The sequence below is a fragment of the Pseudomonas sp. BB438 genome (assembly GCF_057180225.1).
Genome location: NZ_CM170001.1, coordinates 4,109,966 through 4,136,870 on the forward strand (window position 1 = coordinate 4,109,966; position 26,905 = coordinate 4,136,870).

The 26,905-nt window shown below is 67.4% G+C and carries 23 protein-coding genes; 8 read left to right on the plus strand and 15 right to left on the minus strand.

What is annotated here, in order from left to right:
• Nucleotides 1-56: 56 nt before the first annotated feature.
• The 7 genes from AC1ZV1_RS18755 to AC1ZV1_RS18785 all read left to right on the plus strand — a co-directional run bounded on the left by AC1ZV1_RS18755 (nucleotide 57) and on the right by AC1ZV1_RS18785 (nucleotide 11,514).
• The gene (locus tag AC1ZV1_RS18755; protein ID WP_484293060.1) at nucleotides 57-1,244 is read left to right on the plus strand and encodes an efflux RND transporter periplasmic adaptor subunit; all 1,188 of its coding nucleotides are present in this window, start codon (nucleotides 57-59) and stop codon (nucleotides 1,242-1,244) included.
• A 10-nt stretch (nucleotides 1,245-1,254) separates the two neighbouring features.
• A complete protein-coding gene (locus AC1ZV1_RS18760) occupies nucleotides 1,255-4,404 on the plus strand; it encodes an efflux RND transporter permease subunit (protein ID WP_484293061.1) in 3,150 nt (1,049 codons plus the stop codon).
• The gene (locus AC1ZV1_RS18765) at nucleotides 4,404-5,783 is read left to right on the plus strand and encodes an efflux transporter outer membrane subunit (RefSeq protein ID WP_484293062.1); all 1,380 of its coding nucleotides are present in this window, start codon (nucleotides 4,404-4,406) and stop codon (nucleotides 5,781-5,783) included. The genes AC1ZV1_RS18760 and AC1ZV1_RS18765 overlap by 1 nt, the downstream gene beginning before the upstream one ends.
• Nucleotides 5,784-5,893: 110 nt before the next feature.
• Complete coding sequence (locus AC1ZV1_RS18770; protein WP_484293063.1) at nucleotides 5,894-6,583, plus strand: GNAT family N-acetyltransferase; 690 nt, start codon at nucleotides 5,894-5,896, stop codon at nucleotides 6,581-6,583.
• Nucleotides 6,584-7,466: 883 nt separating this feature from the next.
• On the plus strand, nucleotides 7,467-7,976 hold the full coding sequence (locus AC1ZV1_RS18775; protein ID WP_484293064.1) for a sigma-70 family RNA polymerase sigma factor: 510 nt from the start codon (nucleotides 7,467-7,469) through the stop codon (nucleotides 7,974-7,976).
• On the plus strand, nucleotides 7,973-8,929 hold the full coding sequence (locus AC1ZV1_RS18780) for a FecR domain-containing protein (RefSeq protein ID WP_484293065.1): 957 nt from the start codon (nucleotides 7,973-7,975) through the stop codon (nucleotides 8,927-8,929). Before AC1ZV1_RS18775 ends, AC1ZV1_RS18780 begins: the two co-directional genes overlap by 4 nt.
• A 113-nt stretch (nucleotides 8,930-9,042) precedes the next feature.
• Entirely contained in the window at nucleotides 9,043-11,514 is a 2,472-nt protein-coding gene (locus AC1ZV1_RS18785) for a TonB-dependent siderophore receptor (RefSeq protein WP_484293066.1), read from the plus strand.
• A 59-nt stretch (nucleotides 11,515-11,573) separates the two neighbouring features.
• On the opposite strand, the gene AC1ZV1_RS18790 is transcribed toward AC1ZV1_RS18785, so the two are convergent.
• Nucleotides 11,574-12,227 carry a DUF998 domain-containing protein gene (locus AC1ZV1_RS18790; RefSeq protein ID WP_484293067.1) on the minus strand — a complete coding sequence of 218 codons (654 nt, stop codon included), beginning with the start codon at nucleotides 12,225-12,227 and terminating at the stop codon, nucleotides 11,574-11,576.
• A gap of 156 nt (nucleotides 12,228-12,383) precedes the next feature.
• Here AC1ZV1_RS18790 and AC1ZV1_RS18795 point away from each other — a divergent pair, with 156 nt between their 5' ends.
• A complete protein-coding gene (locus tag AC1ZV1_RS18795; RefSeq protein ID WP_484293068.1) occupies nucleotides 12,384-13,253 on the plus strand; it encodes a LysR substrate-binding domain-containing protein in 870 nt (289 codons plus the stop codon).
• Between the two features lie 14 nt (nucleotides 13,254-13,267).
• On the opposite strand, the gene AC1ZV1_RS18800 is transcribed toward AC1ZV1_RS18795, so the two are convergent.
• The 14 genes from AC1ZV1_RS18800 to AC1ZV1_RS18865 form a co-directional block, all read right to left on the minus strand.
• On the minus strand, nucleotides 13,268-14,293 hold the full coding sequence (locus AC1ZV1_RS18800; protein ID WP_484293069.1) for an ATP-grasp domain-containing protein: 1,026 nt from the start codon (nucleotides 14,291-14,293) through the stop codon (nucleotides 13,268-13,270).
• 282 nt (nucleotides 14,294-14,575) lie between these two features.
• Complete coding sequence (locus AC1ZV1_RS18805) at nucleotides 14,576-15,502, minus strand: AEC family transporter (protein WP_484293070.1); 927 nt, start codon at nucleotides 15,500-15,502, stop codon at nucleotides 14,576-14,578.
• Nucleotides 15,503-15,680: 178 nt separating this feature from the next.
• Nucleotides 15,681-16,574 (minus strand): LysR substrate-binding domain-containing protein, encoded by an 894-nt coding sequence (locus tag AC1ZV1_RS18810; protein WP_484293071.1) that lies wholly within the window; start codon nucleotides 16,572-16,574, stop codon nucleotides 15,681-15,683.
• Between the two features lie 153 nt (nucleotides 16,575-16,727).
• Nucleotides 16,728-17,387 (minus strand): hypothetical protein, encoded by a 660-nt coding sequence (locus tag AC1ZV1_RS18815; protein ID WP_484293072.1) that lies wholly within the window; start codon nucleotides 17,385-17,387, stop codon nucleotides 16,728-16,730.
• A gap of 96 nt (nucleotides 17,388-17,483) precedes the next feature.
• Nucleotides 17,484-17,828: a cupin gene (locus AC1ZV1_RS18820; RefSeq protein ID WP_484293073.1), complete on the minus strand. Its 345-nt coding sequence runs from the start codon at nucleotides 17,826-17,828 to the stop codon at nucleotides 17,484-17,486.
• 85 nt (nucleotides 17,829-17,913) lie between these two features.
• Entirely contained in the window at nucleotides 17,914-18,294 is a 381-nt protein-coding gene (locus AC1ZV1_RS18825; RefSeq protein WP_484293074.1) for a MerR family transcriptional regulator, read from the minus strand.
• Between the two features lie 67 nt (nucleotides 18,295-18,361).
• Nucleotides 18,362-18,940 (minus strand): NAD(P)H-dependent oxidoreductase, encoded by a 579-nt coding sequence (locus AC1ZV1_RS18830; RefSeq protein WP_484293075.1) that lies wholly within the window; start codon nucleotides 18,938-18,940, stop codon nucleotides 18,362-18,364.
• A gap of 70 nt (nucleotides 18,941-19,010) precedes the next feature.
• Nucleotides 19,011-19,793, minus strand: coding sequence for a cyclase family protein (locus AC1ZV1_RS18835; RefSeq protein ID WP_484293076.1), 783 nt, complete (start codon nucleotides 19,791-19,793; stop codon nucleotides 19,011-19,013).
• Nucleotides 19,790-20,773 (minus strand): NAD-dependent epimerase/dehydratase family protein, encoded by a 984-nt coding sequence (locus AC1ZV1_RS18840; RefSeq protein WP_484293077.1) that lies wholly within the window; start codon nucleotides 20,771-20,773, stop codon nucleotides 19,790-19,792. The genes AC1ZV1_RS18835 and AC1ZV1_RS18840 overlap by 4 nt, the downstream gene beginning before the upstream one ends.
• The gene (locus AC1ZV1_RS18845) at nucleotides 20,764-21,756 is read right to left on the minus strand and encodes a fumarylacetoacetate hydrolase family protein (protein ID WP_484293078.1); all 993 of its coding nucleotides are present in this window, start codon (nucleotides 21,754-21,756) and stop codon (nucleotides 20,764-20,766) included. The genes AC1ZV1_RS18840 and AC1ZV1_RS18845 overlap by 10 nt, the downstream gene beginning before the upstream one ends.
• A complete protein-coding gene (locus tag AC1ZV1_RS18850) occupies nucleotides 21,753-22,325 on the minus strand; it encodes a cupin domain-containing protein (RefSeq protein ID WP_484293079.1) in 573 nt (190 codons plus the stop codon). The genes AC1ZV1_RS18845 and AC1ZV1_RS18850 overlap by 4 nt, the downstream gene beginning before the upstream one ends.
• A gap of 11 nt (nucleotides 22,326-22,336) precedes the next feature.
• On the minus strand, nucleotides 22,337-23,110 hold the full coding sequence (locus AC1ZV1_RS18855; protein ID WP_484293080.1) for an SDR family NAD(P)-dependent oxidoreductase: 774 nt from the start codon (nucleotides 23,108-23,110) through the stop codon (nucleotides 22,337-22,339).
• Entirely contained in the window at nucleotides 23,107-24,297 is a 1,191-nt protein-coding gene (locus tag AC1ZV1_RS18860) for an MFS transporter (protein ID WP_484293081.1), read from the minus strand. The genes AC1ZV1_RS18855 and AC1ZV1_RS18860 overlap by 4 nt, the downstream gene beginning before the upstream one ends.
• Nucleotides 24,298-24,417: 120 nt before the next feature.
• Nucleotides 24,418-26,904, minus strand: coding sequence for an efflux RND transporter permease subunit (locus AC1ZV1_RS18865; protein WP_484293082.1), 2,487 nt, complete (start codon nucleotides 26,902-26,904; stop codon nucleotides 24,418-24,420).
• Nucleotide 26,905: the final 1 nt, after the last annotated feature.

Consider the following 26,905-nt stretch of genomic DNA (forward strand, 5'->3'; position numbering starts at 1 on the left):
GCACATTCTCCGAGCAGCCTGGGAGCCTGAAAATCATTAGGTCCGGAGCCCCTCGGATGTCTACCTTCGCGCTTAACCTCTCCCCGCTTTCCCGCGCCGTCCTGCTGGGCGCCGGCCTGCTGGCCCTGGCCGGTTGCCACGACTCGGGCCCCGTCCAGCCTCCCGCCGTCGTCCAGCAGGTCGGCGTGTATCACGTCAGCAGTGGCCCGCAAGCCTTGAGCATGACCCTGCCGGGCCGCGCCAGCGCGCATCTGGTTGCGGAAATCCGCCCGCAGGTGGGCGGCATCCTGCTCAAGCGCCTGTTCGAGGAAGGTGCCACGGTGAAGGCAGGCCAGCCGCTGTACCAGATCGACCCGCAGCCTTATGAAGCAGCACTGGCCCAGGCCGAGGCGACCGTCACCTCCTCCCGCGCGACACTCAAGGCCGCCGAACTGAAAGCCAAGCGCGATGCGCAACTGGTGAAGATCGACGCCATCAGCGCCGAGGACAACGAAAGCGCCCAGGCCTCCCTGCTCGAAGCTCGCGCCAGCCTGCAATCGGCCCAGGCCGCGCTGCGCACTGCGCGGATCAACCTGGGTTACACGAAGATCAATGCGCCCATCGATGGCCGCACCGCCACCTCGTCGGTCACGCCGGGCGCGCTGGTCACCGCCGAGCAGACTACTGCACTGACCACCGTGCAGCAGCTGGACCCGATCTACGTCGACTTCACCCAGCCCAGCAGCACCCTGCTGCGCCTCAAGCGCGAACTGGCCGAGGGCAAGCTCGCCCCCGCCGAGCAGAAGGACGCCACGCGCATCAGCCTGGAGCTGGAAGACGGCAGCACCTACGGCCACGAAGGCACCCTCACCTTCAACGGCGTGAGCGTCGACGAAAGCACCGGCAGCGTCACCCTTCGCGCCCTGGTGCCCAATCCGGACGGCCTGCTGCTGCCGGGCATGTACATCAAGGCAACGCTGCAGGAGGGCGTGCAGCAGGACGCCATCCTCGTGCCGCAGCAAGGCGTGAGCCGCGACGAACGCGGCGACGCCACCGCGCTGGTGGTGGTGGACGGCAAGGTCGAGCAGCGCGAGCTGACCCTGGCCCGCGCGGTGGGCAACCGCTGGTGGGTGAGCAAGGGCCTGAATGAGGGCGACCAACTGATCGTCCAGGGCCTGCAGAAGGTGCGCGTCGGCCAGGAAGTCCAGGCCGTCGAAGGCAGCTCCAGCAACAGCCTGACCGCACAGACCGACAGCCACGACTGAGGCAGAACCCATGGCACGCTTCTTCATCGACCGGCCGATCTTCGCCTGGGTCATCGCCATCCTGGTGATGCTCGGTGGCGGCCTGGCCATCACCCAGCTACCGCTGGCGCAGTATCCCAACATCGCGCCGCCGCAGATCACCCTCAGCGCCACTTACACCGGCGCCTCGGCCAAGACCATGGAAGACTCGGTGACCCAGGTCATCGAGCAGCAGATGACCGGGCTCGACGGCCTGGTCTACATGTCTTCCAGCAGTAGCTCGGCGGGCAGCGCCAGCATCACCCTGACCTTCGAGGCCGGCACCGACGTCAATACCGCGCAGATGCTGGTGCAGACCAAGCTGGAACAGGCCAAGGCACGACTGCCGCAGACCGTTCAGCAACAGGGCATCGAGATCCGCAATTCGTCCAGCGACTTCCTGATCATCCTCTCGCTGGTGTCGGACAACCCCAACGTCAGCGCCACCGACATCAGCGACTTCATCTCCAGCACGCTGTACGACCAGATCAGCCGCGTGGACGGCGTCGGCCAGGTGACCACCCTGGGCTCCAGCTACGCCATGCGCGTCTGGCTCGACCCGGACAAGCTCAAGCAGTACGCGCTGATGCCCTCGGACATCACCACCGCACTGGAGGCGCAGAACGTCGACACCTCCGCCGGCCAGCTCGGCGCCCTTCCCGCGCGGCCCGGCCAGCAACTCAACGCCACCATCAGTGCACGCAGCAAGCTGACCACCGCCGCGCAGTTCCGCGAGCTGGTGCTCAAGCACTCCAGCAACGGCGCCGTGGTGACCCTGGCCGATGTGGCCCGTGTGGAGCTGGGCAGCGAAAGCTACGATGTGGTCGCCGAGCACAATGGCCGACCTTCCGGCGGCATGGCCGTGAGTCTGGCTACTGGCGCCAACGCGCTGGACGTGTCTCAGGGCGTACAGGACAAGATGGCCGAGCTGGAGAAGTTCTTCCCCAGCAAGCTGCAACTGCGCACCGAAGTGGCCTACAACACCGCGCCCTTCGTGAAGATTTCCATCCAGGAAGTGGTCATGACGCTGTTCGAGGCCATCGCCCTGGTCGTCGCGATCATGTACCTCTTCCTGCAGAACTGGCGTGCCACGCTGATCCCGGCGGTCGCCGTGCCGGTGGTGTTGCTGGGCACCTTCGGCGTGCTCTCGCTGATGGGCTATTCGATCAACACGCTGACCATGTTCGGCATGGTGCTGGCCATCGGCCTGTTGGTGGACGACGCCATCGTGGTGGTCGAGAACGTCGAGCGGATCATCGTCGAGAAAGGCCTGTCACCACGCGAAGCCACGCGCCAGTCCATGGGCGAGATCAGCGGTGCGCTGATCGGCATCGCCGTGGTGCTCTCGGCGGTATTCGTGCCGATGGCCTTCTTTGGCGGCTCCACCGGGGTGATCTACCGGCAGTTCTCGGTGACCATGGTCGCCGCCATGGAGCTCTCCGTGCTGGTGGCCATGACTCTCACCCCGGCGCTGTGCGCCAGCCTGCTCAAGCCGAGCCAGAACCATGGCGACGGTCGCCGCGGCTTCTTCGGCTGGTTCAACCGCACCTTCGACCGCGGTGCCCGCCGCTACCAACGCGGCGTCAGCGCCGTGCTGGGGCGGCCAGTGCGCGCGCTGGTGGTGTACGCGCTGGTACTGGGCGGCGTGGCGATATTGTTCCACAAGCTGCCCACCTCATTCCTCCCCGACGAGGACCAGGGCATGCTGATGATGCAGATGACTCTGCCGGTGGGCGGCACCGATGAACGCCTGCAGGAAGTCACCCGCCAGGTGCAGGACTACATGCTCAAGCAGCCTGAAGTCGCGTCAATCATGGCTGTACGCGGCCTGGGCAACGGCGGCAACGCGCAGAACTCCGGGCGCGCCTTCGTCAAGCTCAAGGACTGGAGCGAACGCCAGGGCGAAGAGCACAGCGCTGCCTCGGTGGCGCGCCGAGCCAACATGGCGCTGATGAAGATCCTCGACGCACAGGTGTTCGTCATGTCGCCGCCGGCCATCATGGGCCTGGGCGAAAGCTCCGGCTTCGACGTTCAGATGCAGGACCTGGGCGGTCTCGGCCACGCCGAGCTGCTCAAGGCGCGCAACCGGTTCCTCGAACTGGCGAACCAGGACCCGCGCCTGTCATTCGTGCGCGCCCAGGGCCTGGAAGACACCCCGCAGCTCAACGTCGACATCGACGATCGCAAGGCCGGCGCTATGGGCGTTGCCGCCGGTGACATCAACGACACCCTGAGCGTTGCCCTGGGCGGCAGCTATGTGAACGACTTCCTCGACGCCGGCCGGGTGAAGAAGGTGTACATGCAAGGCGATATCGACAAGCGCATGCAGGCCGAGGACATCGGCGACTGGTACGTGCGCAACTCGGACAGCGCCATGGTGCCGATGTCGACCTTCATCAGTACCCGCTGGAGCACCGCCTCCCCCCTGTTGGAGCGCTACAACGGCTTCGGTTCCTACGAGTTGGTGGGCGAGCCGGCGGCCGGCGTCAGCTCGGGCGTGGCCATGGCCGCGGTGGAAGACATCATGGCGCAGCTGCCCGAAGGCATCGGCTATGCGTGGACCGGTCAGTCCTACCAGGAACGCATGGCCGGCAACCAGGCGCCGCTGCTCTACGCCATCTCCATCCTCTTCGTATTCCTGTGTCTCGCAGCACTGTACGAGAGCTGGTCGGTTCCCTTCGCGGTGATGCTGGTGGTGCCACTGGGTATCCTCGGCGCGCTGCTGCTGACCGGCGTGCGCGGGTTGTCCAACGATGTGTACTTCCAGGTCGGCCTGCTGACCACCGTGGGCCTGGCAGCGAAGAACGCGATCCTCATCGTCGAGTTCGCCAAGGAAAACCTTGAGCGCGGCCAGGAACTGATCGCAGCGACCCTGGAAGCCGTGCGCGTGCGCCTGCGCCCGGTGCTGATGACCTCGCTGGCGTTCATCCTCGGCGTGCTGCCGCTGGCCCTCTCCAGCGGCGCCGGCGCCGGCGGACGCCAGGCCATCGGCACCGGTGTGCTTGGCGGGATGCTTGCCGCCACCCTGCTCGGTCTGTTCTTCATTCCCCTGTTCTATGTGCTGGTGCAACGCCTGGCCGCGCGGATGGCCGCCGCCAACGCTGCACCCGACGCCACCGAAACCGCTGAAGGAGAAGCCTGATGCGCCTCACTCCCCTTCCCTTGATCCTTGCGCTGGCCCTGGGAGGATGCGTAAACCTCGCCCCCGACTACCAGCGTCCCGAAGCGCCCGTGGCCAGCCAGTGGTCCAGCACGACGCCGACCGGCCAGGCCAGCGCCGATATCGCCTGGCGCGAGTTGTTCGTCGATGCGCGGCTGCGCGACACCGTGGCCCGTGCCCTGGCCAACAATCGCGACCTGCGCGTCGCCGCACTGAACGTCGAGTACCAGAAGGCGCAGTACCGCATCCAGCGTTCGACGTTGTTCCCGGCAGTCTCCGCCACGGCCGACGGCACTCGCCAGCGCTCAGTGTCCGAAGGCAGCAACGCGGTGAGCAGCCAGTACAGCGTCGGCCTGGGTGTAAGCAGCTATGAGCTGGACCTGTTCGGTCGCCTGGGCAACCTCAAGGACGCTGCGCTGGAGGATTACCTGTCCCTGGAGCAGACTCGGCGCAGCACGCAGATCAGCCTGGTGGCGGAAGTCGCCAGCGCCTGGATGACCCTGGCCGCCGACCAGCAGCTCCTGACCCTGGCGAAAGAAACCTACACCAGCCAGCAGAAGACCTACGAGCTGACGCAAAAGAGCCATGGCCTGGGCGGTCAGTCCGGGCTGAGCCTGGCGCAGTCGCTGAGCACCGTGGAATCGGCGCGCGCCGACGTGGCCAACTACGCAAGCCTCGTCGAGCAGGACCGCAACGCGTTGGAACTGCTGGTGGGCGAACGCCTCGACGACAGCCTGCTGCCCGGCGACGCGAAGCTCGATGCGGCGCTGCTGGTCAATGTTCCCGCCGGCCTGCCCTCGACCCTGCTGCAGCGCCGTCCCGACGTACTGGCTGCCGAACACACGCTCAAGGCCGCCAACGCCGACATCGGCGCCGCGCGTGCGGCCTTCTTCCCCAGCGTGACCCTGACCGCCAGCGGTGGCAGCGCCAGCAGCGAGCTGTCCGGGCTGTTCAAGTCCGGCAGCCGCGCCTGGAGCTTCGCCCCGTCGATCAACCTGCCGATCTTCAACGCCGGCAGCAACCGCGCCAGCCTGGACGCAGCGAAGATCACCCGCGACATCGACGTGGCCAAGTACGAGAAGACCCTGCAGACCGCCTTCAGCGAAGTCGCCGACGCGCTCTCGGTGCGCGGCCACATCAGCGAGCGCCTCGACGCCCAGCGCAGCCTGACCCAGGCCACCGAGAAGAGCTACGACCTGTCGCTTGCGCTGTACAAGCAGGGCTCGCAGAGCTTCCTCGAGGTGCTCGATGCGCAGCGTTCGCTCTACTCCGCACAGCAGACACTGATCAGCCTGGAGCTGTCCGAGCAGGTCAACCGCGTGACCCTGTACAAGACCCTCGGCGGCGGCTGGCAGGGTTGAGCAGCCGGCCGTGCCATCGCTGAACGGGGTGAATCGCTCGGCGCCCGCGGAGGTTACAATGGCACCCAGCCCGATTCCCCCGGATCGGGCACGCCCGGAGCCCGCTTCAGATGTTCACCCTCGTAACCCTCGACACCTCGCCCCCCGAATCCCTGAAAAGCCAGGTGCTGCAGATGGTGGTGGACCACTTCCGCGACATCAGCCCGGTGCCGCTGACGCCAAGCAACCCGCTGTTCCAGCTGTACCAGTACGTGATCGGCTTCGAGGTGCACCTGTATCTGCAGGCGATGGATGGCACGGCCGACAGCAGCGCGCGCCTGATCCTTGCCCTGGACGATGAGGACCCGTCCCGCGTACTGGGCTTCGCCCTCTACCTGCCGAGCCAGGACGACACCGAGGCCTGCACCCTCCCCTACATTGCCGTGCAGCCCCACCACCGCCGCCACGGCATCGCCCGCGCCATGCTGCAGAAGATGATCGAGCACCGCCCCCACGCGGAACTGGCGTGCGCGGCCGGCAAGGTGCCGGTCTTCGAGGCGATGGGCTTCCAGGTACTGGCCGCACAGGGGCCGCACGTCCTGATGAACACCCGCGACCATCGTTCCAACGGCATGGTCGCGGTGCAGGACCTGGCACCGATCTACCAATCCAGGGAAGTGCGGCAGATCCACACCTACCTGGTGAAGCAGAACGGCAGCAAGGCGATGCGCGAGGCCGAGAAAAAACGCGACCGCCTGCTCGACCAGATGACCTGGCAGGCCCAATCCCTGCTGAAAGAGCGCTTTCCCACGGTTCACTGAAAGCCCAGAGACTCAAAGCCCCGAGCACCCGCTGCGGGCCAGAAGGCCATCGCCGCCCCCCGCCTGCGCCTGGTCGCCAAAGGCTCAACGAGTGCTTTCGAATTGCAGGGCGACTGGGGCGACGCCGGATCGGCGTCAGGGAGACCGCAGTGCCAGCATCAGGGCGAAGCTGGCATGACAGCGTAGCGGTAACGATCTAACTGACCGATACGCGGGCGGTCGCCTCTTCCCAAGGCACACGGACCGGTTTTTCAACGCAGGTCCGCCGCCCTTTACCGCCAGCCGCCCCGAAACTGGCGTCTGCCAAACGGCCGCGCCTTGAGCCTGTATGGCTGCGATATCGTCGCAGCGGGGTCCAAGCGCTCGACGATCGCACATCGCAACGGCAGCAACGGAGCCTTGATGTTCATCAGCCGACAGCTTCCCGTGGACGACTTGGCGTCACACCGTGGGTAACCTCGCCACCAACAGGCGGCATGCCTGACAGGTTGAAAGCGCCATGGCACTGGGCCGGCAGAACTCCAGAAGATGACTGCCCCTCTGCAGCCGCCCTGAAACACAATCAGCCAGAGACCGGGCATAGGGCGCCTGCTGTTTGGCAGAGTCACTGAAACGAGGCTTGTCAGCCGCAGGCTGACAGATCGACGTATGGTCCCCCTTCAATGTTGCGCCACCGGTACGCCTTCCACGCCGAAGCAGCCATGGCCGGCAGCGATAGGCTGGCGGCCCGTCCTGCGCCTGGAAGGTATGCCGCCATCCGGCCGTTACGAGACGGATGAAGACCCGCCAGAAACGGGCGCCCCACCCTGCAGTTTTCAAGCATTCGCACATCCCGTATATTTGATAACGATTGTCGTTTGCAAACTGTTCTTAGGGGATTGCAATGCAGGGAGATTCGTCGCTGCAGGCGGTAGGGATGCTTTACCGCGACCATCACGGCTGGCTGCGCGGCTGGCTGCGCAAACGCCTCAACGACTCCGCCGATGCGGCCGACCTGGCGCAGGACACCTTCGTGCGCGTGCTAATGGCGAAGAGCGCCGGGGTGATTCGCGAACCCAGGCACTACCTGCAGACCATCGCCCGCGGACTGGTGATCGACCTGTACCGGCGGCGCTCGCTGGAGCGCGCCTATCTGGACGCGCTCGCCCTGCTTCCCGAGGCAGTCCAGCCGTCCCTTGAAGAGCAGGCCCTGCTCCTCGAAGCGCTGACGGAGATCGACCGGATGCTGGAGGGGCTGGGGCAGAAGACCAGGCAGGCCTTCATCCTGTCCCAGCTCGAAGGACTGACCTACAGCCAGATTGCCGAGCGGCTGGGCATCTCGATCCGCACCGTCAACAAATACATGGCCAAAGCCATGGAACACTGCTGCCTGGCCATGGCGGGCATCTCGTGAGCGACACCCTCAAGCCGAATGAACGCGAGGCCATCAGCGAAGCGGCGCGATGGTATGCGCGACTCGCCAGTGAATCCCCCACAGCCGGCGACCAGCAGGCCTGGCAGCGCTGGCTGGCGGCCGACCCGATCCATCAGCAAGCCTGGCAGCGCATCGAATCGGTGAACCTGCAGATGTCCCGGGTACCGGGGCGCCTGGCTGCAGCAACCCTGGCCTCGGCCGGACAATCGCGACGCCAGGTACTGCGCAGCGTCGTGGTGCTCGCCTCGCTGGGCGGACTGGCGACCCTGGGCTGGCGCAGCGATGCACGCCAACGCTTCACCGCTGGCTACAAGACCGCCGTGGGCGAGCGTCGCCGCTTCACCCTGGCGGACGGCAGCCAGATGCTGCTCAACACCGACAGCGCGGTGGATGTGCGCTTCGACGCGAACCAGCGCCTGATCATCCTGCGCGCCGGCGAGGTGCTGGTGAGCACCGCCAGCGATGCGCTCGACCGGCCATTCCGCGTGCAGAGCCCCGATGCCAGCGTGCGCGCGCTGGGGACTCGCTTCACCGTGCGCCGCTGGAACGGCGGCACCGAGGTGGCGGTACTGGAGAAAGCCGTCGAAGTCAGCGTACCGGGCCAACGCACGGCCCTGCGCCTGGAGGCGGGCCAGCACGCCCGGATCACCTCCGGCGTCATCGGTGCTGCGCAGGCCAACAATGCCTCGGTGGGCGCTTGGGAACAGGGCAGCCTGATCGCGATCGACCGCCCGCTCGGTGAGTTGCTGGAAGAGCTGGGGCGTTACCGCCACGGCTGGCTGAGGTGCGACCCACGCATCAGCGGCCTGCGCATTTCCGGCGCCTTCCCGCTGGATGACACGAACCTCGCGCTGCGAGCCCTGGAACGCAGCTTCCCGGTCGCGGCGGTGTATCGAACGGGGTATTGGGTGACCGTGATTCCGCGCCGCTGATGCTCCGCGGATTCCGCCGAAAAAAATTTCTGACCACCGTGCACTTTCTTCGTCCCTGGTTCGGCTTTCCCGGCATCAGTGACCCACTTGGTCACCATTACCGGGGAGAGACCATGCTGTATCCGTTCGTTCGCCATCGGCTCGCCATCCATGTGCAGGCCGCCGTCTTCAGCATCGCCGTCGTGGGCGTCCCTGCCGTTCAGGCCGCAGAGCCGGCGCCGTCCGGCGCGGTGCAAAGCATCCGGCAGTACGACATCGCCGCCGGCTCGCTGACCGAAGTGCTCAGCCGCTTCGCCAGCGAGGCCGGGGTCGCGCTCTCGTTCGATGCCAGCAAGACCGCCAACCGGCAATCGAACGGCCTGCACGGCAGCTATTCGCGGGACGCCGGGTTCGCCGCCCTCCTCTCCGGCACCGGCCTGCGTGCGATCGATCAGGGTGGCAGCTACGTGCTGGAGGAAGTCCCGGCAGCCCTCGAAATGAGCGACACCGTCGTGACCGGCCAGGGCCTGGGGCCAACGACGGAGGGCTCCGGCGCTTACACCGCCACCGAAGCCACCATCGGCAAGTCGACCCAGCGCCTGAAGGACATCCCGCAGTCCGTTACCGTCATCACGCGCAAGGCGATGGACGACCAGCGCCTCGACACCCTGGACCAGGTACTGGAGAAAACCACCGGCATCACCACCTACCAGAGCCCGTCCGGCGGCAAGTACATCTACTCGCGCGGCTTCGAGGTGGAAACCATCCAGTACGACGGCGTCCCGCTCGACCGCCGCTACTACGCCATCGGCAGCAGCTTCACCTCCGACACGCTGCTGTACGACCGCGTAGAGGTGCTGCGTGGCGCCAACGGCCTGCTGCAGGGCAGCGGCAACCCCGGCGCGGCCATCAACCTCGTGCGCAAGCGCCCGAAGGCCGAGCCCTCGCTCTCGCTCACCGCCAGCGCGGGTTCCTGGGACACCTACCGGCAGACCCTTGATGGCAGCGCTCCGCTCACCGCCGACGGCAGGCTGCGTGGTCGCGTGGTCGCCGCCCACGAGGATCGGGATTACTTCTACGACACGGCGGAAAGCCGCAAGAACGTGCTCTACGGGATTCTCGAGTACGACCTCACCGACGACACCCGGGTGGCCGCGGGCGCCAGCGTGGAAGACCTGCACTCGACGCCGTCCTTCGGCGGCCTGCCACGCAACAAGGATGGCAGCGCGGTGCATGCCGGCCGCTCCACCTTCACTGGCGCGGACTGGAACAAGTGGAACAACAAGCAGACCACGTACTTCGCCGACGTCACCCATGACTTCAACGCTGACTGGCGCCTGAACGCCTCGGGCAGCTACATCCGCGAGACCAACGACATCCTCTACAGCTTCGGCCGCGGTGCGGTCGACCCGGCGACCGGTGATGGCATGCAGTCGCGCGCCTACCTCTACGACTTCGAGAACGTCAACAAGGGCGCCGACATCAACCTCGCCGGCAAGTGGCGCGCCTTCGACCTGGAGCACCAGGTGGTGGTCGGCGCCAACGCCAGCGACCTGAAGACCGACGATGTGCAGGGAGGTCTGCTCAACCTCGGTCCGATCAACCTCTACGACCCGGTATCCCCGCGAAAACCGACCGACGAAGAGATGCTGAGCACCACTTATGCCGGCGCCTCCGAAGGCAGGATCCGCCAGAACGGGCTGTACGGCGTGGTGCGCTACAAGCTGGCGGAGCCGCTGACCCTGGTCGTCGGTGGACGAACCAGCAATTACCAGTACGACTATGAGTTGAGCCGCTTCACCACCTCGTCGCCCGCCCCCGCCCACTCGAAGGAGACCGGCGAGTTCACCCCCTACGGCGGACTCATCTACGAGCTGAACAACCAGTGGTCGGTCTATGCCAGCTACACCGACATCTTCAAGCCACAGACCGAACTGACCCAGGACAGCGCCCCGCTCAAGCCCATCGAAGGCTCGAACTACGAAATCGGCCTGAAGGGCGAGCTGATGGATGGCCGGGTGAACACCAGCTTCGCGATCTTCCGCGTGGACCAGGAGAACCGGGCGCAGTACGACTATGCCTCGGAGTGCGGGCAGAACGGCGAAGACAACTGCTATGTAGACGGCGGCAAGGTTCGCGCCGAAGGTTTCGATGCGGAGATCAGCGGCGAAGTGCTCAGGGGCCTGCAACTGTTCGCCGGCTACACCTACACCTCGACCAAGTTCCTCAACGATCCGGGCGACGGCACCTCATCATCGGGCTCCACCTTCAACAGCTACACGCCGCGCCACCTGCTGCGCTTCTGGGGTGACTACAACCTGCCCGGCGAGCTGAGCCAGTGGAGCGCCGGCGCGGGCGCCAGCATCCAGAGCGAGAACTACAACACCAACTTCGGGGGCACCGGCGGCGTCGGCGATATCAAGCAGTCCGGCTACGCCATCTGGAACGCCCGCCTGGGCTACCAGATCAACAAGAACTTCAGCGTCGCACTGAACGGCAACAACCTGTTCGACAAGAAGTACTACTCCTCCATCGGCTGGCTGAACGCGAGCAACCAGTATGGTGACCCACGCAACTACACCGTCACCCTGAAGGCCGACTTCTGAAGTGATATCGGCGCGGCAATCCCCTGACGACGCGCGCGAGGGGGGATTGCCCACGCCCTTCAGGCCTGGCCAGGCTCGATCACGGTACGCCGGGGCCCGTCGCGCAACGCCATCCACGCCAGGCCGGCGATCCAGATGACGGAGACGGCGTAGTTGAGCCGCTGGTACAGCCCGAAGCCGTGCCCATCGGCGAAGGCCTTGCCCATCATGCCGACTGTCACGACGGCCAGGATCACGCAGAGCCCCGAGAACCTGCCGAACCCTGGCGACGACAGCAGTCGCCCACCCAGGAAAGCCCACAGTGCGCTGGCCAGCGTCAGTGAAAGGAACATCGTCAGCCCCGCCAGGTTATGTACCTGCTGCGAGACCGACGGTTGCGCCGGTGCGCATCCCTGGTCGCAGGAGAACAGCCCGGTCGCGAAGCTCGCCAGACCGTGGAGCAGGATCAGGACAGCACTGCACAGGGCCGGGCGCGATCCCGCGAATCGCCGCGCCACGCCCATGGCGAAGAGCACGAACAGCACACCCAGGGGAACGTTGTTCACCCACGCGGAGTAGCCACGCGTGGGGGCGCCGACCGCCCCCAGCTGGCTCATCGCCTGGTCCAGATGGCTGTAGCCCGGATAGCCCAGCGCAGTCAGCGCGACACCGGCAAACAGCCAGAGCGGAATCAACAGCCCCAGGCCCAGAAAAGTCCGGTCAACGGTTCTCACGGTACGGCACTCCCTTGTCATGGCGATGGTCGACGTCGTCTCTCGCGACGTGGCCCCATGCTAGGGAGCGCGCCTGCCGGTGCGTTACCGATTTTTTTGCAAGGCAGCTTGCGCATGCGTCATCCTGTCGCCCCCCTCGAACCCTGGATGGTCCCGATGAGCAGACGCCTGCCCAGCACCTCCGCACTGCTCGCGCTGGAAGCCGCCGCACGCCACCAGAGCTTCGCCAGGGCGGCACAGGAACTGTCGCTCAGCGAAGGCGCCATCAGCCGGCAGATCGCCAAGCTCGAAGCCTTTCTCGGCATACGGCTGTTCAACCGCGTCGGCAATCGCGTGGAGCTCTCGGGCCCGGGCGCGCGCTACGCAGCGCAGATTCGCACCTCCCTGGCCGATATCGAACGGCACACCCGCCAGGTCATTGCCGACGCGCGCGGCACCACCTCGCTGGAAATCGGCGTCATCCCCACCCTGGCCAGTCGCTGGCTGATCCCCCGGCTCACACGCTTCCAGGCGCGCCACCCCGATATCGAGATCAACCTCCGCGAACGGACGCAGCCCTTCCCACTGGAGGAAAGCGGCCTGCACGCGGCGATCAACTACGACCATCCCGTCTGGCAGACGATGAACGTGCAACCGCTGTTCGAGGAGCCGATGGTCGCGGTATGTCATCCCCGTCTGGCCGGTCATCCGCCCGAGACCATGCCGCTGCTGCACAAGCTTGCCAGCCCCTACAGCTGGACGCGCTACGCGCATCTCGCGGGACTGTCGCTGAGCGCCGAAGCGAGCGGCCCCACCTACGACCGTTACGCCCTGCTCATCGAGGCGGCGAAGGCCGGCATCGGCATGGCCCTGGTGCCCGGCCGCTACGTCGAGGAAGAGCTGCTCGGCGGCCGGCTCGTCGCGCCCTGGCCCGCCATCGAAGAGCTGTGCGAGCGCTATGTGCTGGTGACCCGACCGGGCACGGAGATCGCGCCGGCACTGACGCAGTTCCAGCACTGGCTGATGGAAGAAGCGCACGCCGGCTGAACCAGCGGCACCGTTCAGCTGGCCAGCAACGAAGGCCTCTTCAGGTCGTCGGGCATGGCAAAGGTAGTCTCCACGTAACGGCGCGCATGGATGGCCGGCGCCGGGATCACGGGCAGGTCGAGGGTTTCCCCCGAGAAGCAGCGCAGGTGGTTGGCCACCATGTCGTAACCGGAAAGGTGGCTGAACCCGACCCCACCGGAAAAGCGCGGGTTGATGTCCATCACCAGCGGCCAGTCACCACCGACCAGGAACTCGATATTGATGCAGCCGTCGAGATCCAGCGCCGCGGCGATCTGATTCGCTGCCTCGATCAGCACCGGCTCGTCCAGCATCCTGACCGTCACGCCCGCCCCGTTGGAGGTACGCACCAGTTCCTGCCGCGCCATCGCCGCCGACTGCCCGGTGGCACGCCGTCGGACGATGTCCACGACGCACACCTCGCCGTCCAGCAACGGCTGCACGACGTAGGGACGCGCCCTCAACTTCTTTCTCAGGTAGGCCAGGTCGTCGCTATCGAGGATCCGCGCCAGCCCCTCGCTGCTTCGGCCGTCACGCGGCTTGGCATGCAGCGGGAACGGCAGGCTGTCCACCGCGGGGTCTTCCATTCGCCAGGTCGGGATCGGGTGCACGACGGGATGATCGCGGAACGTCTCGTAGACCAGCCACTTGTCGCGGGCGATGCGAACGGTTTCGGCAGGCGCCATGCACAGGCTGATGCCGCGCTCGGAGAACGCCTGCCGATGTGGCGAGAAGGCATCGACTTCAAGGTCGATGAGCGGAATCACGTGGGTCACCTGCTCCGCCTGGCAGATCTCCAGTACACGGGCAATGCAGGCGGCGACTTCACGGGCGGGCGGAACACGGTGGAACGCGTCCAGCATGACCGACGTGGCGCTCCACTCCCGTGGCAGGGTACTGACCCCCACCACCCGTGACGGAGTCACTCGGCGAAGGGAACGGATGACCGCCTCGGCACAGAACGATCCAATGGCGGTCACGAGATAGGTCGGCGAGCGACCGGTGCGCGAATGTATGTCCACTCGAATTCTCTGCCAGCAGTACGCCAATAAACAGGGCAGAACAACGGCATCCCTCTTTTCACACCCTCACCTGGCTCCCCTTGCCCCATCCGTGATGGAACAGGCGGAACCCGAGTTCTCCAGCCTGGCACTCCTGCCGTCCAAGATTGCGCTGTAGGGTGAAGACTGCGCGCGGGTTGCTTAAGAAAGCGTGAAGAACTGGTTGGGATATTGCAGTCGCGTGACGGCGCAACAACCGTGCGGGGGAACCCGAGCGGCCAGGGTTCGGGCAGCCGGCGGGCCTCAGACAAATCCCGCCAGCCCCATGACGACGGCGGGCAGCGCGACGCCGGCGAGCACCGTCTGCCCGGCGATTATTCCCGCCATCAGCGGCGCATCCCCGCCCAGCTGGCGAGCCATGATGTAGGACGACGACGCCGTCGGCAGCGCCTGGAAAAGGATTGCCGCGATCGCCGCTTCTCCGCGCAGGTTGAGGACGTGGCAGCTCAGCACCGTCACCGCAGGCATCAGGAGAAACTTCGCCACCGAGGACACGCCGATGGGCCGCAGCCAGCTGCCGGCGGAAGACAGGTTCAGCGCCGCGCCCACGCACAACAGACCGAGCGGCAGCGACGCCTGGCCCAGCGCCTTGAACAGCGGTTCCAGCCCCGGCGGCAGGCCCAGGCCGCTGCTCTGCAGCAGGATGCCGACGAAACAGGCGACCACCAGCGGGTTCAGCGCGAGCTGCTTCAGGATGCCCTTGAGCGACGGCCGGCCGGCGTTGCCGTAGCGGGCGAAGACCAGCACGCAGAGGATGTTCACCGTCGGCACGATCGCCGCATTGGCCACCGCCGCCAGGGCGATGCCGTGGGCACCGAACAGCCCGGCCGCGGCGGAGACGCCGACATAGTTGTTGAAGCGCACACCGCCCTGGAACAGTGACGTGAAGGCCGCGTCATCCAACGGAAACAGCCGTCGCGCCAGCACCAGGGCCAGCGACACCGCAACGGTGGAGAGCACCAGCGCCAGGACCATCTCGCGCACCGGCACCTCGCCCAGCTGCGCGGTGGCCAGCCCGTGCAGGAACAGGGCGGGCAGCAGGACGTAGTAGCCGAGCCGCTCGGCTTGCGGCCAGAACGTTTCGGCCATAAAGCCCGCCTGGCGCAACCAGGCCCCCAGGGCGATCAGCAGTGCAATCGGCACCAGGGCCAGCAGCAGGGTCGCGGTCATGACCCGCTGCCCACCGACTGCGCCAGTGCGACCGCGAGGGAGGATCGCGGAGCCGAGGCAGGCTCCGCCGGTAGGGAAACGTCGCTGAGCATGGCACCCTCTTCTCACGGAATGATGGGGGCCACGTTATCGGCGGTCAGGCTTGAGAAAAAACGATTTTAAATCGTCAATGACTCAATTAATTCTCATGAATGGCCGCCTTCCCCGCCTTCTTCCTCACCGCCTGGGCGAGTGCGCCGACCAGCCGTCCTGCGGGTCGGTCGGTGCGCTCCAGCAACACGACACGGCGCTTGCACTGGGGCTCGGCGAACGGAATGCACTGCAGGCTCTTGAGGTTGCGCAGGTTGTGCCTGGACAGCGGCACGACCGCCACGCCCAGGCCGCTGGCGACCATCTGGAGGATCGCCTCCTGGCTATCCAGTTCCATGCTGGTCTGCACGCGCAGGCGCAGGCGCCGCAGCTCGCGCTCGATCGTGCGGCCAGCCCAGGCACGCCGGTCGAAGCGGATGAACGGCTGGTGCTGCAACATATGGCGCGGATCGCTGGCGTCGACGCCGGCCGGGGCAATGATCCAGAAACCTTCTTCGTAGAGCGGCGTACTGACCAACCCGTGGGGGAAGGGTTTGACCGGTTCGGTGGTGATCGCGGCGTCCAGTTCCCCTGCCTCGATGCGAATGGCCAACTCCGCCGACATACCGGATGCGACGTTCACCCGCAGGTTCGGATGCTGCTGGCTCAGGGCGGCCAGCGCCGCCGGCAGCAAGCCGGCCAGGGCTGTCTGGATCGCTCCCAGGCGCAGGCGGCCACGCAGCTCGCTGCCGTCTCCCAGCTCGGCTGCGATGCTCTCGTACAACGCGAGGATCTCCCGCGCGCGTTCAACCGCGAGATGCCCCGCCTCGGTCAGCACCGGCAGTCGCCGGGTGCGGTCGAACAACTGGGCGTTGAACGCCTCTTCCAGGCTGCGCACATGGAGGCTGACCGCCGACTGCGTGAGGTGCACCGCCTCGGCCGCGCGCGCGAATGAACCATGCTGCGCGATGGCGACCAGGGTGCGAAGGGCTCGTAGCGACATGGGATTTCCAAGCAGGAAGGACGCCCCAGCATACCTGCCCGCACGCCCGGATACAGGGGGACCGGCGTTGGGACACAGGGGGGATTGGCGGCTGGCCAGCTCGCCCCGACGGGCGCGAGGGCATTGCAGGGCGCGCGCGAGCGCCGGCTGCCGTCAGCCGCCTAGGGCGATGATCGCGAACAGCAGCGCAGTCCCCACCACCGCCAGCGCAAGGCCGCCCGCCCAGGGCGTGCCACCGGCGTAGCGGGCGAGCATCCAGCCGGAGATGAACAGCATGGCCAGCGCCACCGCGTTCGACGCACGGATGGCCGGGCCGGTCTGGCCGATCAGCAGGAAGGGGATGACCAGCGGGAAGGTCGCCAGCACCACCAGGAGGAAGGTTGCGAGCGCGCCCTTCACGTCTTCCCAGCCGATCCGCGCCTTGACCGGGGCGGACGCGTCCAGCAGGCGAAGGCGCAGCATCTCCAGGCCCTCCGCACCCGCCGCCATGGCGATACGCGGCGGCAGTTCGGCAGCGATGAGGCGCTGCCCAACCGGCGAATCAATGCCACCCCGCAGGCGCTCCATAAGGGTGCGGCTGCGGGTGCGCTCGGTCCAGGTGCGCATCAGGAAGATCACCGCGTCCGCCAGCCCCCAGGCGAGGTTGCAGCCCAGGGCGGCGATCAGCATGGTGCGCACCTCTTCCCGCCCCGAGGTCGCCACGCTCAGCGAGCCGATGAAGGTCATGGCCATCAGCAGGCCGAAAATCACTTCGGTAATGCGATCCACCGGTTCCAGCACCCGCTGCCAGGTGCCCTTCTCCGCTGTGTCCATCGCTTGCCTCCTGATGGCCGACGAGGCTCGTCGGTCGTCTTTTGTGCCCTTGAGCGCGCGGGTGGGCGGTAACGCGAGCAATGTGCCCGGCCGTGCCTAGCCCTGCCGGACGATATCGACCGAGATTTCCACGGCGCTCACCCTGCCGCGGTTCTCCAGCCAGTGCACGGTGGTGTGGTCCTCGGGCCAGCCGACGCCCGGCCCGTAGTCCGTGGCGATACCGTTGCGGTGATCGGTGATGACGCCCTGCAGGATGAACACCGTGCCGGGCCGGTCCACGTGGTCATGCACCGGCCCGAAGACGCCGCCGGGTTCGATGGTCACCCGGCGCATCCGCAGCTGGCGGCCTGCCATGCCGTCGATCTCCGGGCCGAGGTCAACCGAGGACAGCAGCTCCACCGTCACGCCCCGGGTCTCGGGTGCCACCTCTTCGCGGTTCATCACGCTGGCCTCGCTGTGCGACAGGTTCTCTGTGCCAGTAAAGACGCTGCGTGGCACCGCCCCAAGCGAGGCGACAAAGGGTCGTTCAGCCCACGATTGGCAGGCGTTCCAGGTCGCAGAGCGCGGTGGCGTCCAGCAGGCTTTTCTCGAAATCCTCTAGGCCGTTGTAATGGCTTTGCAGTGCCTCGATGCGCCGACTCAGCTCCTGCTTCTTCGCCGCAATCGCTTCGCGCACGAGGTCCCAGCGCGCCAGCTCGTCGCCGCGCTCGAAGATGTCCTGCATCTCCTTGAGGCGGAAGCCCAGTTGCTGGGCGCACTTGATGAACACCAGCAGCTCGACTGTCTCCTGCGTGTAGACGCGGTACTTGCCCTCCCGGCGCGGCGTGGGCAGCAGGCCGATGGCTTCGTAGTGACGAATGCACTTGACCGTGGTGCCGGACAGCTCGGCTACCTTTCCGATGTACATCTGATCCACTCCCGGTGCAGACGGCGGCAAGGATGCGGCAGCCGGGGAGAAAAGCCCAGAGCGCGATTCACTCGCCGGCGAGCAGCTGCACCTGCCGCAGCCAGCCCTCGCGTCGCTGCGGCCGAGAATGGATGACTGGCCCGAGCATCAGTGTGCGGGTCGGCCGGATGCCACAGAATTCCAGGGTGGTCCGGCGCATCTGCTGCAGCGCCGGCATGCGCTGGACCCAGCGGAAGTACCAGGGTGGCGTATCCATGGTCGCCAGCAGATGAGCGGTGCGGCCCTTGAGCAGCTTTTCCGGAAAAGGCGAACCTTTTCGGTAACGGAAGGCGAAACCGGGCAGCAACACCCGGTCGAGAAAACCCTTGAGCAGCGCGGGCACCCCGCCCCACCAGACCGGGAACACCAGCGCAAGGTGATCGGCCCAGGCAATCGCCTGCTGCGCCTGGAGCAGATCCGGCTCCAGCGGCTGCTCGCCGTCGTAGCCGCTGCGCAACAGCGGGTCGAAGGCCAGCTCGCTCAGGCGCAACAGCCTGACGTCATGCCCGGCGCTACTGGCTGCTTCCCGGTAGCGCTCGGCGATGGCGCCACAGAAGCTGTCGTCGCCGGGATGCCCGAGGATCAGGAGAATCCGTTTCTGTTGCATGCTGCTCGACTCCTTGTGAAAGCGCGTCGAGCCTAAAGCCTTCCCCTGAGGGGAGAGTCAACGCCGGCAATCACTCGAGGATCGCCACGGCGCGCACGAAACCGGCAGAGGCGTGGCGGATCTTGTAGGGGAAGCAGCTGACCAGGAAACCGTGGTCAGGCAGATGCTCGAGGTTGGCGAGCTTCTCCATCTGCCCATAGCCGATGTCGCGCCCGGCCTTGTGGCCTTCCCAGATGATCGACGCATCGCCGCTGGCAGCGAAGCGCTCACGGGTGTACTTGAAGGGCGCATCCCAGCTCCAGGCGTCGGTGCCCACCACCCGCACACCGCGCTCCAGCAGATAGAGCGTCGCCTCGCGGCCCATGCCGACACCGGCGTCGAGATAGCCGGGCTGGCCGAACAGGCTGCCGGCGCGGGTATTCACCAGCACGATGTCCAGCGGCCGCAGCGCATGGCCGATGCGCGCCAGTTCCGCCTCGACCTCGGCCGCGGTCACCACGTGGCCGTCCCGGAGGTGGCGGAAGTCCAGCTTCACGCCCGGCTGCAGGCACCACTCCAGCGGCAGTTCGTCGATGCCGAAGGCCGGCTTGCCGCCGTCGGTGGTGGACGCGTAGTGCCACGGTGCGTCCATGTGGGTACCACTGTGGGTGGTTACCTGCAGGCGCTCCGCTGCCCAGGACTCGTCGCCGGGCAGGTCCTCCTTGCGCAGGCCGGGGAACATCGCGGCCATCTCCGGCCAGCCCTGCTGGTGGTCCATGTAGTCGATCTTCGGCAGCAAGGGCGGCGGGTCGGTGTAGGGGTTGTTGTCCAGGGTGACGGACAGGTCCAGCAGGCGGCGTTGGTTCAGGCTCATGCGGAAATTCCTTTGCGGGCGGCCGCGCGGCTGCGGCGCGGCGGAAGGTCGAGGGCGTTGCGCAGCAGGCCGGCCACCGAACCGTCGTGGCAGAAGCCCAGTCCGCGGGCGTGTGGGGTGCGCAGCGGCGGGTAAGCGCCGAACAGCGCCTCCAGCTGCGGGTCGGGAGCGAAGGTGATGTGCTCGCAATTGGCGTCGCCGAAACAGGCGGCAAGCCCGGCGAGCACCTGGGCGATGGTCAGTTGCAGCACCGGCAGCTGCCACACCCGCTGGCTACCAGGGTCCCGGAGCTCGGCGGCGTGCAGCAGGTTGTCCACGCAGCAGCGGGCCGACATCCACCAGGCGCTGGCGTCCGGCGACACCGGGCAGGTGTAGCTGTCCCCTGCCGCGCAGGCGTGCAGCAGGTCGCTCATGAAGGCCGAGCGCAGTCCGTTGGGCTCGCGCGGCCGGGCGACGATGCCGGGCAGGCGCAGCGCGCGCCCGTCGACTTCACCACGGCGGGACAGGTCCTGCAGGGCAATCTCCACCATGCGCTTGTGCGCCGCGTAGGACAGTTGCGGTGACGCCGGCTGCTCCTCGTCCATCCGCGCCGGCAACTCGCCGCCGTAGACCGCCACGCTGCTGGCGTACACCAGTACCGGCGGCCGCGCGGCATCGCGCAACTGATGCAGCAGTTCCAGGCTGGCCTGCAGGTTGACCTGGTAACCCAGCTCGTACTGCGCCTCGGCGGCGCCGCCGGGCACGCTCACCAGGTGGAACACCACGTCGACGCCATCGGCCAGTACGCGGCGCAGCAGGGCCGGATCGGTGACGCTGCCGTAATGCCGGCGCAGGCGCGAATCGTCGGGCAGGCCTTCGAGTTTCTGGTCCAGCAACAGCAAGGCTTCGATCCGTTTCCCGCGCAGCACCCCCGCCTCCAGCAGGCGACGCACCAGCAGGCGGCCGACGAAGCCATTGGCCCCGCTGACCATCACGCGCATGGCCAGCCCCCTTGCACCACGCGCTGGTCGATGGCGCCGAACAGCACTTCGCCTTCGCTGCCACGCGCTTCCATGCGTACGCGGTCGCCGAACTGCATGAAGGCCGTGCGCGGCGAGCCATGGGCGATGGTCTCGATGGCGCGGCGTTCGGCGATGCAGGCCGAGCCCACGGAGCGGTCGGCGTTGGACACGGTGCCCGAACCGATCAGCGTGCCGGCGCTCAGGCGTCGGGTCAGGGCGGCATGGGCGATCAGCTCATGGAAGCCGAAGTGCATGGCACCGCCGTGCGGATGGCCGAACCATTCACCGTTCCACTCCACGCTCAGCGGCAGGTGCACGCGGCCGTCGCGCCAGGCGCTGCCCAGCTCGTCCGGGGTCACCGCCACCGGGGCGAAGCTGGACGCCGGCTTGGCCTGGAGGAAGCCGAAACCGGTCTTCATTTCCCGTGGCGCCAGGGCGCGCAGGCTGACGTCGTTGAGCTGCAGCACCAGGCGCACGTGCTTCAGCGCCCGGTCCGCCGGGCAGCCCATGGGCACGGCGCCGAGCAGTACGGCGAATTCGCCCTCGAAGTCGATGCCGTGGGCCTCGCTGGGCAGCGGGATGTCGGCGCGCGGGCCGAGGAAGTCGTCGCCGGCGCCCTGGTAGATCAGCGGGATGCGCTCGACGCCGTCGATGGGTTCCAGGTTGAAGGCCTTCTGCATCAGCTCGCCGTGGCTGAGGAAACAGGAACCGTCCAGCCATTGCCAGGCGCGCGGCAACGGCGCCGCGAGTTGCGCCGGGTCGAGGTCGAAGGCGCCGGCGACCGCATTGGCGTTGAGGCGCTGGTACAGGCGCTGCAAGTCGGATTCCCGCAGCTCCCAGTTGTCCATCGCGGCCTGCAGGGTGGCGGCGATGCCGCTGGCGTCCACCGCCCGCGTCAGGTCGCGGGAGACCACCAGCAGCCGGCCATCGCGGCTGCCGTCGTCGAGGGTGGCGAGCTTCATGGCAGCAGCTCCTGCAGGTCGGCGGCGTAACGACCGTCGAGGAGGATGAAGACCATCCGCGCCATCGCTTCGGTGCGGTTGCTCCAGGCGTGGTTGGTGCCTCGCTGCACCACGATGTCGCCGCGCTTGAGATGCACCTCGCCATCGTCCAGCACCAGCCAGACCTCACCCTCGGTGACGATGCCGTAGTCCAGGGTCTGGGTGCGGTGCATCAGCTTGTGCTTCGAGTCGGCCTTGCCGGTACCGGCATGGGATTCACCGATTTCGGCGAAGACCGCCGCGGCGTCTGCCGCGCTGACCTGGTTCTGCACGCTGTCCGGCGGAATGTCGACTACGCGGATGACGCTGCCCAGCGGGCCGGGGCTGAGCTGCAGCGGCTGGGCGGTGGGGTCGTCGCCGTTGTCCAGCGGGGCGGGGCTGCCGAGGCTGTTCCACACCTCGTAGAACAGGGTGCCCGGCACGGCCTTGAGCGGGAAGTTGTTCGGCGTCGGGCCGCAGCTGGCGACCACCGCCTGGCCCTGGGCGTCGTGGCCGGTGACCACGCGTTTGAAGGTGGGAAGCGGGTGCATGGTGTCTCCTTTCAATTGCCGTCACCGATGGTCGTACCACCGTCGACGATGAGGTTCTGTCCACTGATGAAGGCGCCGCCGGGAGCGGCCAGCAGCAATGCCAGGGCCGCCACTTCCTCGGGTCGTCCGACCCGGCGCAGCGGCGTGAGCGCCAGGCGGCGCTGCATGACGTCCGGGTGATCGGTGAGCGGGCGGGCGAATTCGGTGAGGATCACGCCGGGGCTGATGGCGTTGACACGGATGTTCGCCGGCCCCCACTCCACCGCCAGGTTGCGCGCCAGCTGCGCCAGGCCCGCCTTGGACAATCCGTACAGGCCCAGGCCCTTATTGCCGCGCACGCTGGCGATACTCGCCATCAGCACCACGCTGCCGCCGCCGTTCTCGGCCATGGCCGGCAGCAGCGCCGTGGTCAGCCACAGCGCACTGCGCAGGTTGACGGTGAAGGTCAGCTCCCAGTCGGCGTCGCTGACCGTGCCGAGCGGCCCCATGTGCGGCGCGACACCGGCATTGCAAACCAGTGCGTCGAGACGCCCCAGGTGCGCCAGGGCTTGCTGTGCCAGGGTGTGCACGGCGTGCGCGTCACACAGGTCGGCGGGCACGGCGATGACATCGATGCCCTCCTCCGCCAGCGTCTCGACCGCTCGCGCGCAGTCCTCGGCATTCTCGCTGCTGATCACCAGGCGCGCGCCGGCGCGGCCGTATGCGCGGGCGATGGCCAGGCCGATGCCGCGGGTGGCGCCGGTGATCAGCGCGGTCTTGCCGGCCAGGGAAAACAGTTCGTTCATAGCGCCCCCGCCACCGATGCCGCGCGGCGACCGCGCAGCAGCACCAGGCACAGCGGCGCCAGCGCCAGCTGAGCAACTGCGATGAGCAGCAGGGCATGCGGCAGCTGGGTGGCGATGCCGCCGGTGAGCGCCAGCACCAGCAACGGGCTGACGAACTCGCCGGCGAAGATCGACGCGGTGAAGCCACCGGTGGCGCGGCCACGCTGGTCGAAGCCGACCTGCTGCATCACCTGGGTGATCAGCGTCGGCAGCAGCAGGCCCACGCCCAGTCCGTTGAGCAGCACGGCGAGGACCACGAGTGCATGGCTGGACGACAGCGCCATCAGACCGCCCCCCAGGCCCGCCGTGGCGAAGCCCAGCGCCAGCAGTCGGCGTGCCGACAGCTCCGCCAGCAGGCGGAAGGTCAGTGCGCCGGCCAGCACGCCCAGTTGGTTGGCGCCCATGGTCAGGCCGATCTGCTGCGGGCCGTCGACGTGCAGCAGTTGCAGCAGGTAGCCCGCCTGCACCGGCACGATGAACAGGCTGACGCCGGCCAGCCCGGTGAGCAGGTACAGCGGCGCCAGCGTCCCCCAGGGGAAGCGCGAGGTACTCGACGGCTCCTGCTCGGCACGGCGCGCCTGCGGTTCCCAGAGCAGCAGCGCCATCAGCGGCAGGCACAGCACGCCCACGGCGTAGAGCACGAACGGCGTACGCCAGCCGCTCTCCCCCAGCGCACCGCCCAGGCCCATGAACAGCGCAGCGGACAGCGAGGTGGCAACCATCTGCAGGGCGAACAGCCGCTCGCGGCGCTGGCCGTCGAAGTAGTCGCCCATCAGCGTGGTGCAGCAGGTCATGATTCCCGCTTCGGCCAGGCCGATACCGGCACGGCTGGCGACGATCAGGCCGAGCGAATCCAGCCACAGCGGCAGCACCCCGCAGAGGCTGTAGAGCAGCATGCTGGCGAGCAGCAGCGGTCGCCGTCCCACACGGTCGGCCAGTACACCGGCCAATGGCGCCAGGAAGGCGATCACCAGTGCCGGCAGGGTCAGCGCTACCGGCACCAGCACGGCGGCACCGGGGGTCTCGGCGAAGTGCGTCTGCATGCGTGGCAGCACCGGCGCGATGAGCACCGCACCGAGCACCGGCAGGCAGCTGCCGAACAGCAGCAACAGGGCTTGCGCGCCGCCGGCGCGGCGTTCAGCGCTCATGACGGACCTCCCACCAGCAGGCAGTGGGTGGCGCCGTACTGGATCAGGCCGGCGCGCAATTCGCGCCACAGGGTCTTCAGGCAGGGCATGGGCTCGTCCTCTTGTTGTCGTTGTGTGGACTCAGCGCGCCTGGCCGCATGCCAGGCGCGCGGTGGCGTGCTGCTGGCAGCCGTCGCGGTCGTGGTGGACTTCCTGCAGGTGGTGCGCTGCCACGGTCGGTTGCACCTCTTCGCGGGCCTGGCGCTGCGGCAGGAGGAAATACGCCAGCGCCGGCAGCAGGATCAGCGCGCCGACCATGTTCCAGACGAACATGAAGGCCAGCAGCACGCCCATGTCGGCCTGGAACTTGATGGGCGAGAAGATCCAGGTGCCCACGCCGATGGCAAGGGTCACACCGGTGAGCATCACCACCTTGCCGGTGAACAGCAGCGCGCGGTAATACGCCTCGGACAGGCTGGCGCCCTGGCGCAGCTGCGCCAGCACGATGCTCATGACGTAGAGCGCGTAGTCCACGCCGATGCCGACGCCCAGGGCGATCACCGGCAAGGTTGCGACCTTCACGCCGATGCCCAGCGCCACCATCAGGGCCTCGCAGAGGATCGAGGTGAGCACCAGCGGCAACACCGCGCAGAGCACCGCGCGCCAGGAGCGGAAGGTCACCAGGCAGAGCAGGATCACCGCGCTGTAGACCCACCAGAGCATGTCGCGGTTGGCCTGTTTCACCACCTGGTTGGTGGCCGCCTCGATGCCGGCGCTGCCGGCGGCGAGGAGGAACGTCGCCTGCTCGCTGTCGTTGTCGTGGGCGAAGGCCTGCACGCTGTCGACCACCCGCGCGAGGGTGTCGGCCTTGTGGTCGGTGAGGTAGGCGTAGAGTGTCAGCAGGCTGCAATCGTCGTTGTACAGGCCACGGGGCGCGTTGGCGGTGACCATGTTCAGGGTCGCCTGGTTGTTCACCAGTTCGTACCACTTCGGGCTGCCCTCGGAGAGGCCGACCAGTACCCGGCGATTGAGCAGCGCCAGCGAGTTGGTCGAGTCCACGCCCGGCAGGCCACGCAGTTGCCAGTCCAGGTCATCCACGCGCTTGAGGAGGTCGTAGGCCGAGCAGGCGCCGGCCGGGGTCTGCACCATCACCGCGAAGACGTCGCTGCTGGCGCCGTAGTGCGCGGTGACGAAGGCGTTGTCGCGGTTGTAGCGCGAGTCCGGGCGCAGCTCGGGAGCGCCGGCGTCGAGGTCACCGACCTTCAGATGCAGGCTCACGGCATAGCCGCCGGCGGCCATCAGCGCGGCCACGGCGATGCACGCGGCGGCCCAGCGGCGACGGGTGAACAGGTCGAGGAAGCGCCACAGCGCGTGCTTGTCCGCCCCGCTCGCCTCGGCCTCTTCGGCGCGCAGGCTGCGGCGCGCCGCCCGAGCACTGACGCCCAGGTAGGAGAGCAGCACCGGCAGCAGGATCAGGTTGGTGAAGATCAGCACCGCGACGCCCAGGCTGGCAATCACCGCCAGGTCCTGGATCACCTGGATACGGATGATCATCAGCACGGCGAAACCCACGGCGTCGCACAGCAGCGCGGTGAGCCCGGCGAGGAACAGCCGGCGGAAGGTGAAGCGCGCCGCCACCAGGCGGTGCATGCCGCGGCCGATGTCCTGCATGATGCCGTTCATCTTCTGCGCGCCGTGGCTCATGCCGATGGCGAACACCAGGAACGGCACCAGCACCGAGTACGGGTCCAACTCGTAGCCCAGCAGCGGCAGCAGGCCCAGCTGCCAGATCACCGCCACCAGCGAGCAGATCACCACCAGCGCGGTGCTGCGCACGCAGCGGGTGTACCAGTAGAGCACCACGGCGGTGATGGCGATGGCGGCGGCGAAGAACAGCAGGATCTGCCTCAGCCCGTCGATCAGGTCGCCCACCACCTTGGCGAAGCCGGTGATGTGGATCTCCACGCCCTGCCCCTGGAAGCGCGCGCGCAGATTTTCCAGCTCATGGGCAAAAGCCGTGTAGTCCAGCGCCTGGCCGTCCGGGGTCTTCTCCAGCAGCGGCACGTAGACGATGCTCGAACGCTGGTCGAAGGCCACCAGCTGGCCGATCTCGTTGGAGCGCTCGACGTTGCGCTTGAGCTCATCCAGTTTCGCGGCGCCGCCATCGTAGCCGTCGGGAATCACCGGGCCGCCTTCCAGGCCGTCCTCGGTCACGCCGGTCCAGCGGGTCGAGGGCGTCCACAGCGATTTCATCGCCGCGCGGTCGACGCCGGGCAGCAAGTACACCGCGTCGTTGAGTTGCTGCAGGCTGTGCAGGTAGTCCTTGTCGTAGATGCTGCCGCGCGGGTTGGCCACGGCGATGCGCACGGCGTTGCCCAGCCCGGCCAGCTCCTGGCGGTGCTCCAGGTAGTTGTGGATGAACGGGTGCTCGCGCGGGATCGTCTTCTCGAAGCTGGCGTTGAGCGTCAGGCGCGTGGCCTGCCAGGCCAGCAGCAGGGTTGCCGCCAGGCACAGCAGCAGGACCAGGGCGCGATGGTTGAACAGCGCACGTTCCAGCAGCGAGCCGGAAGCACTGTCGAAGTCGTCGAGGCGGCCGCTGGACGGCGCAGAGGAGTTCGTGGCGTGCATG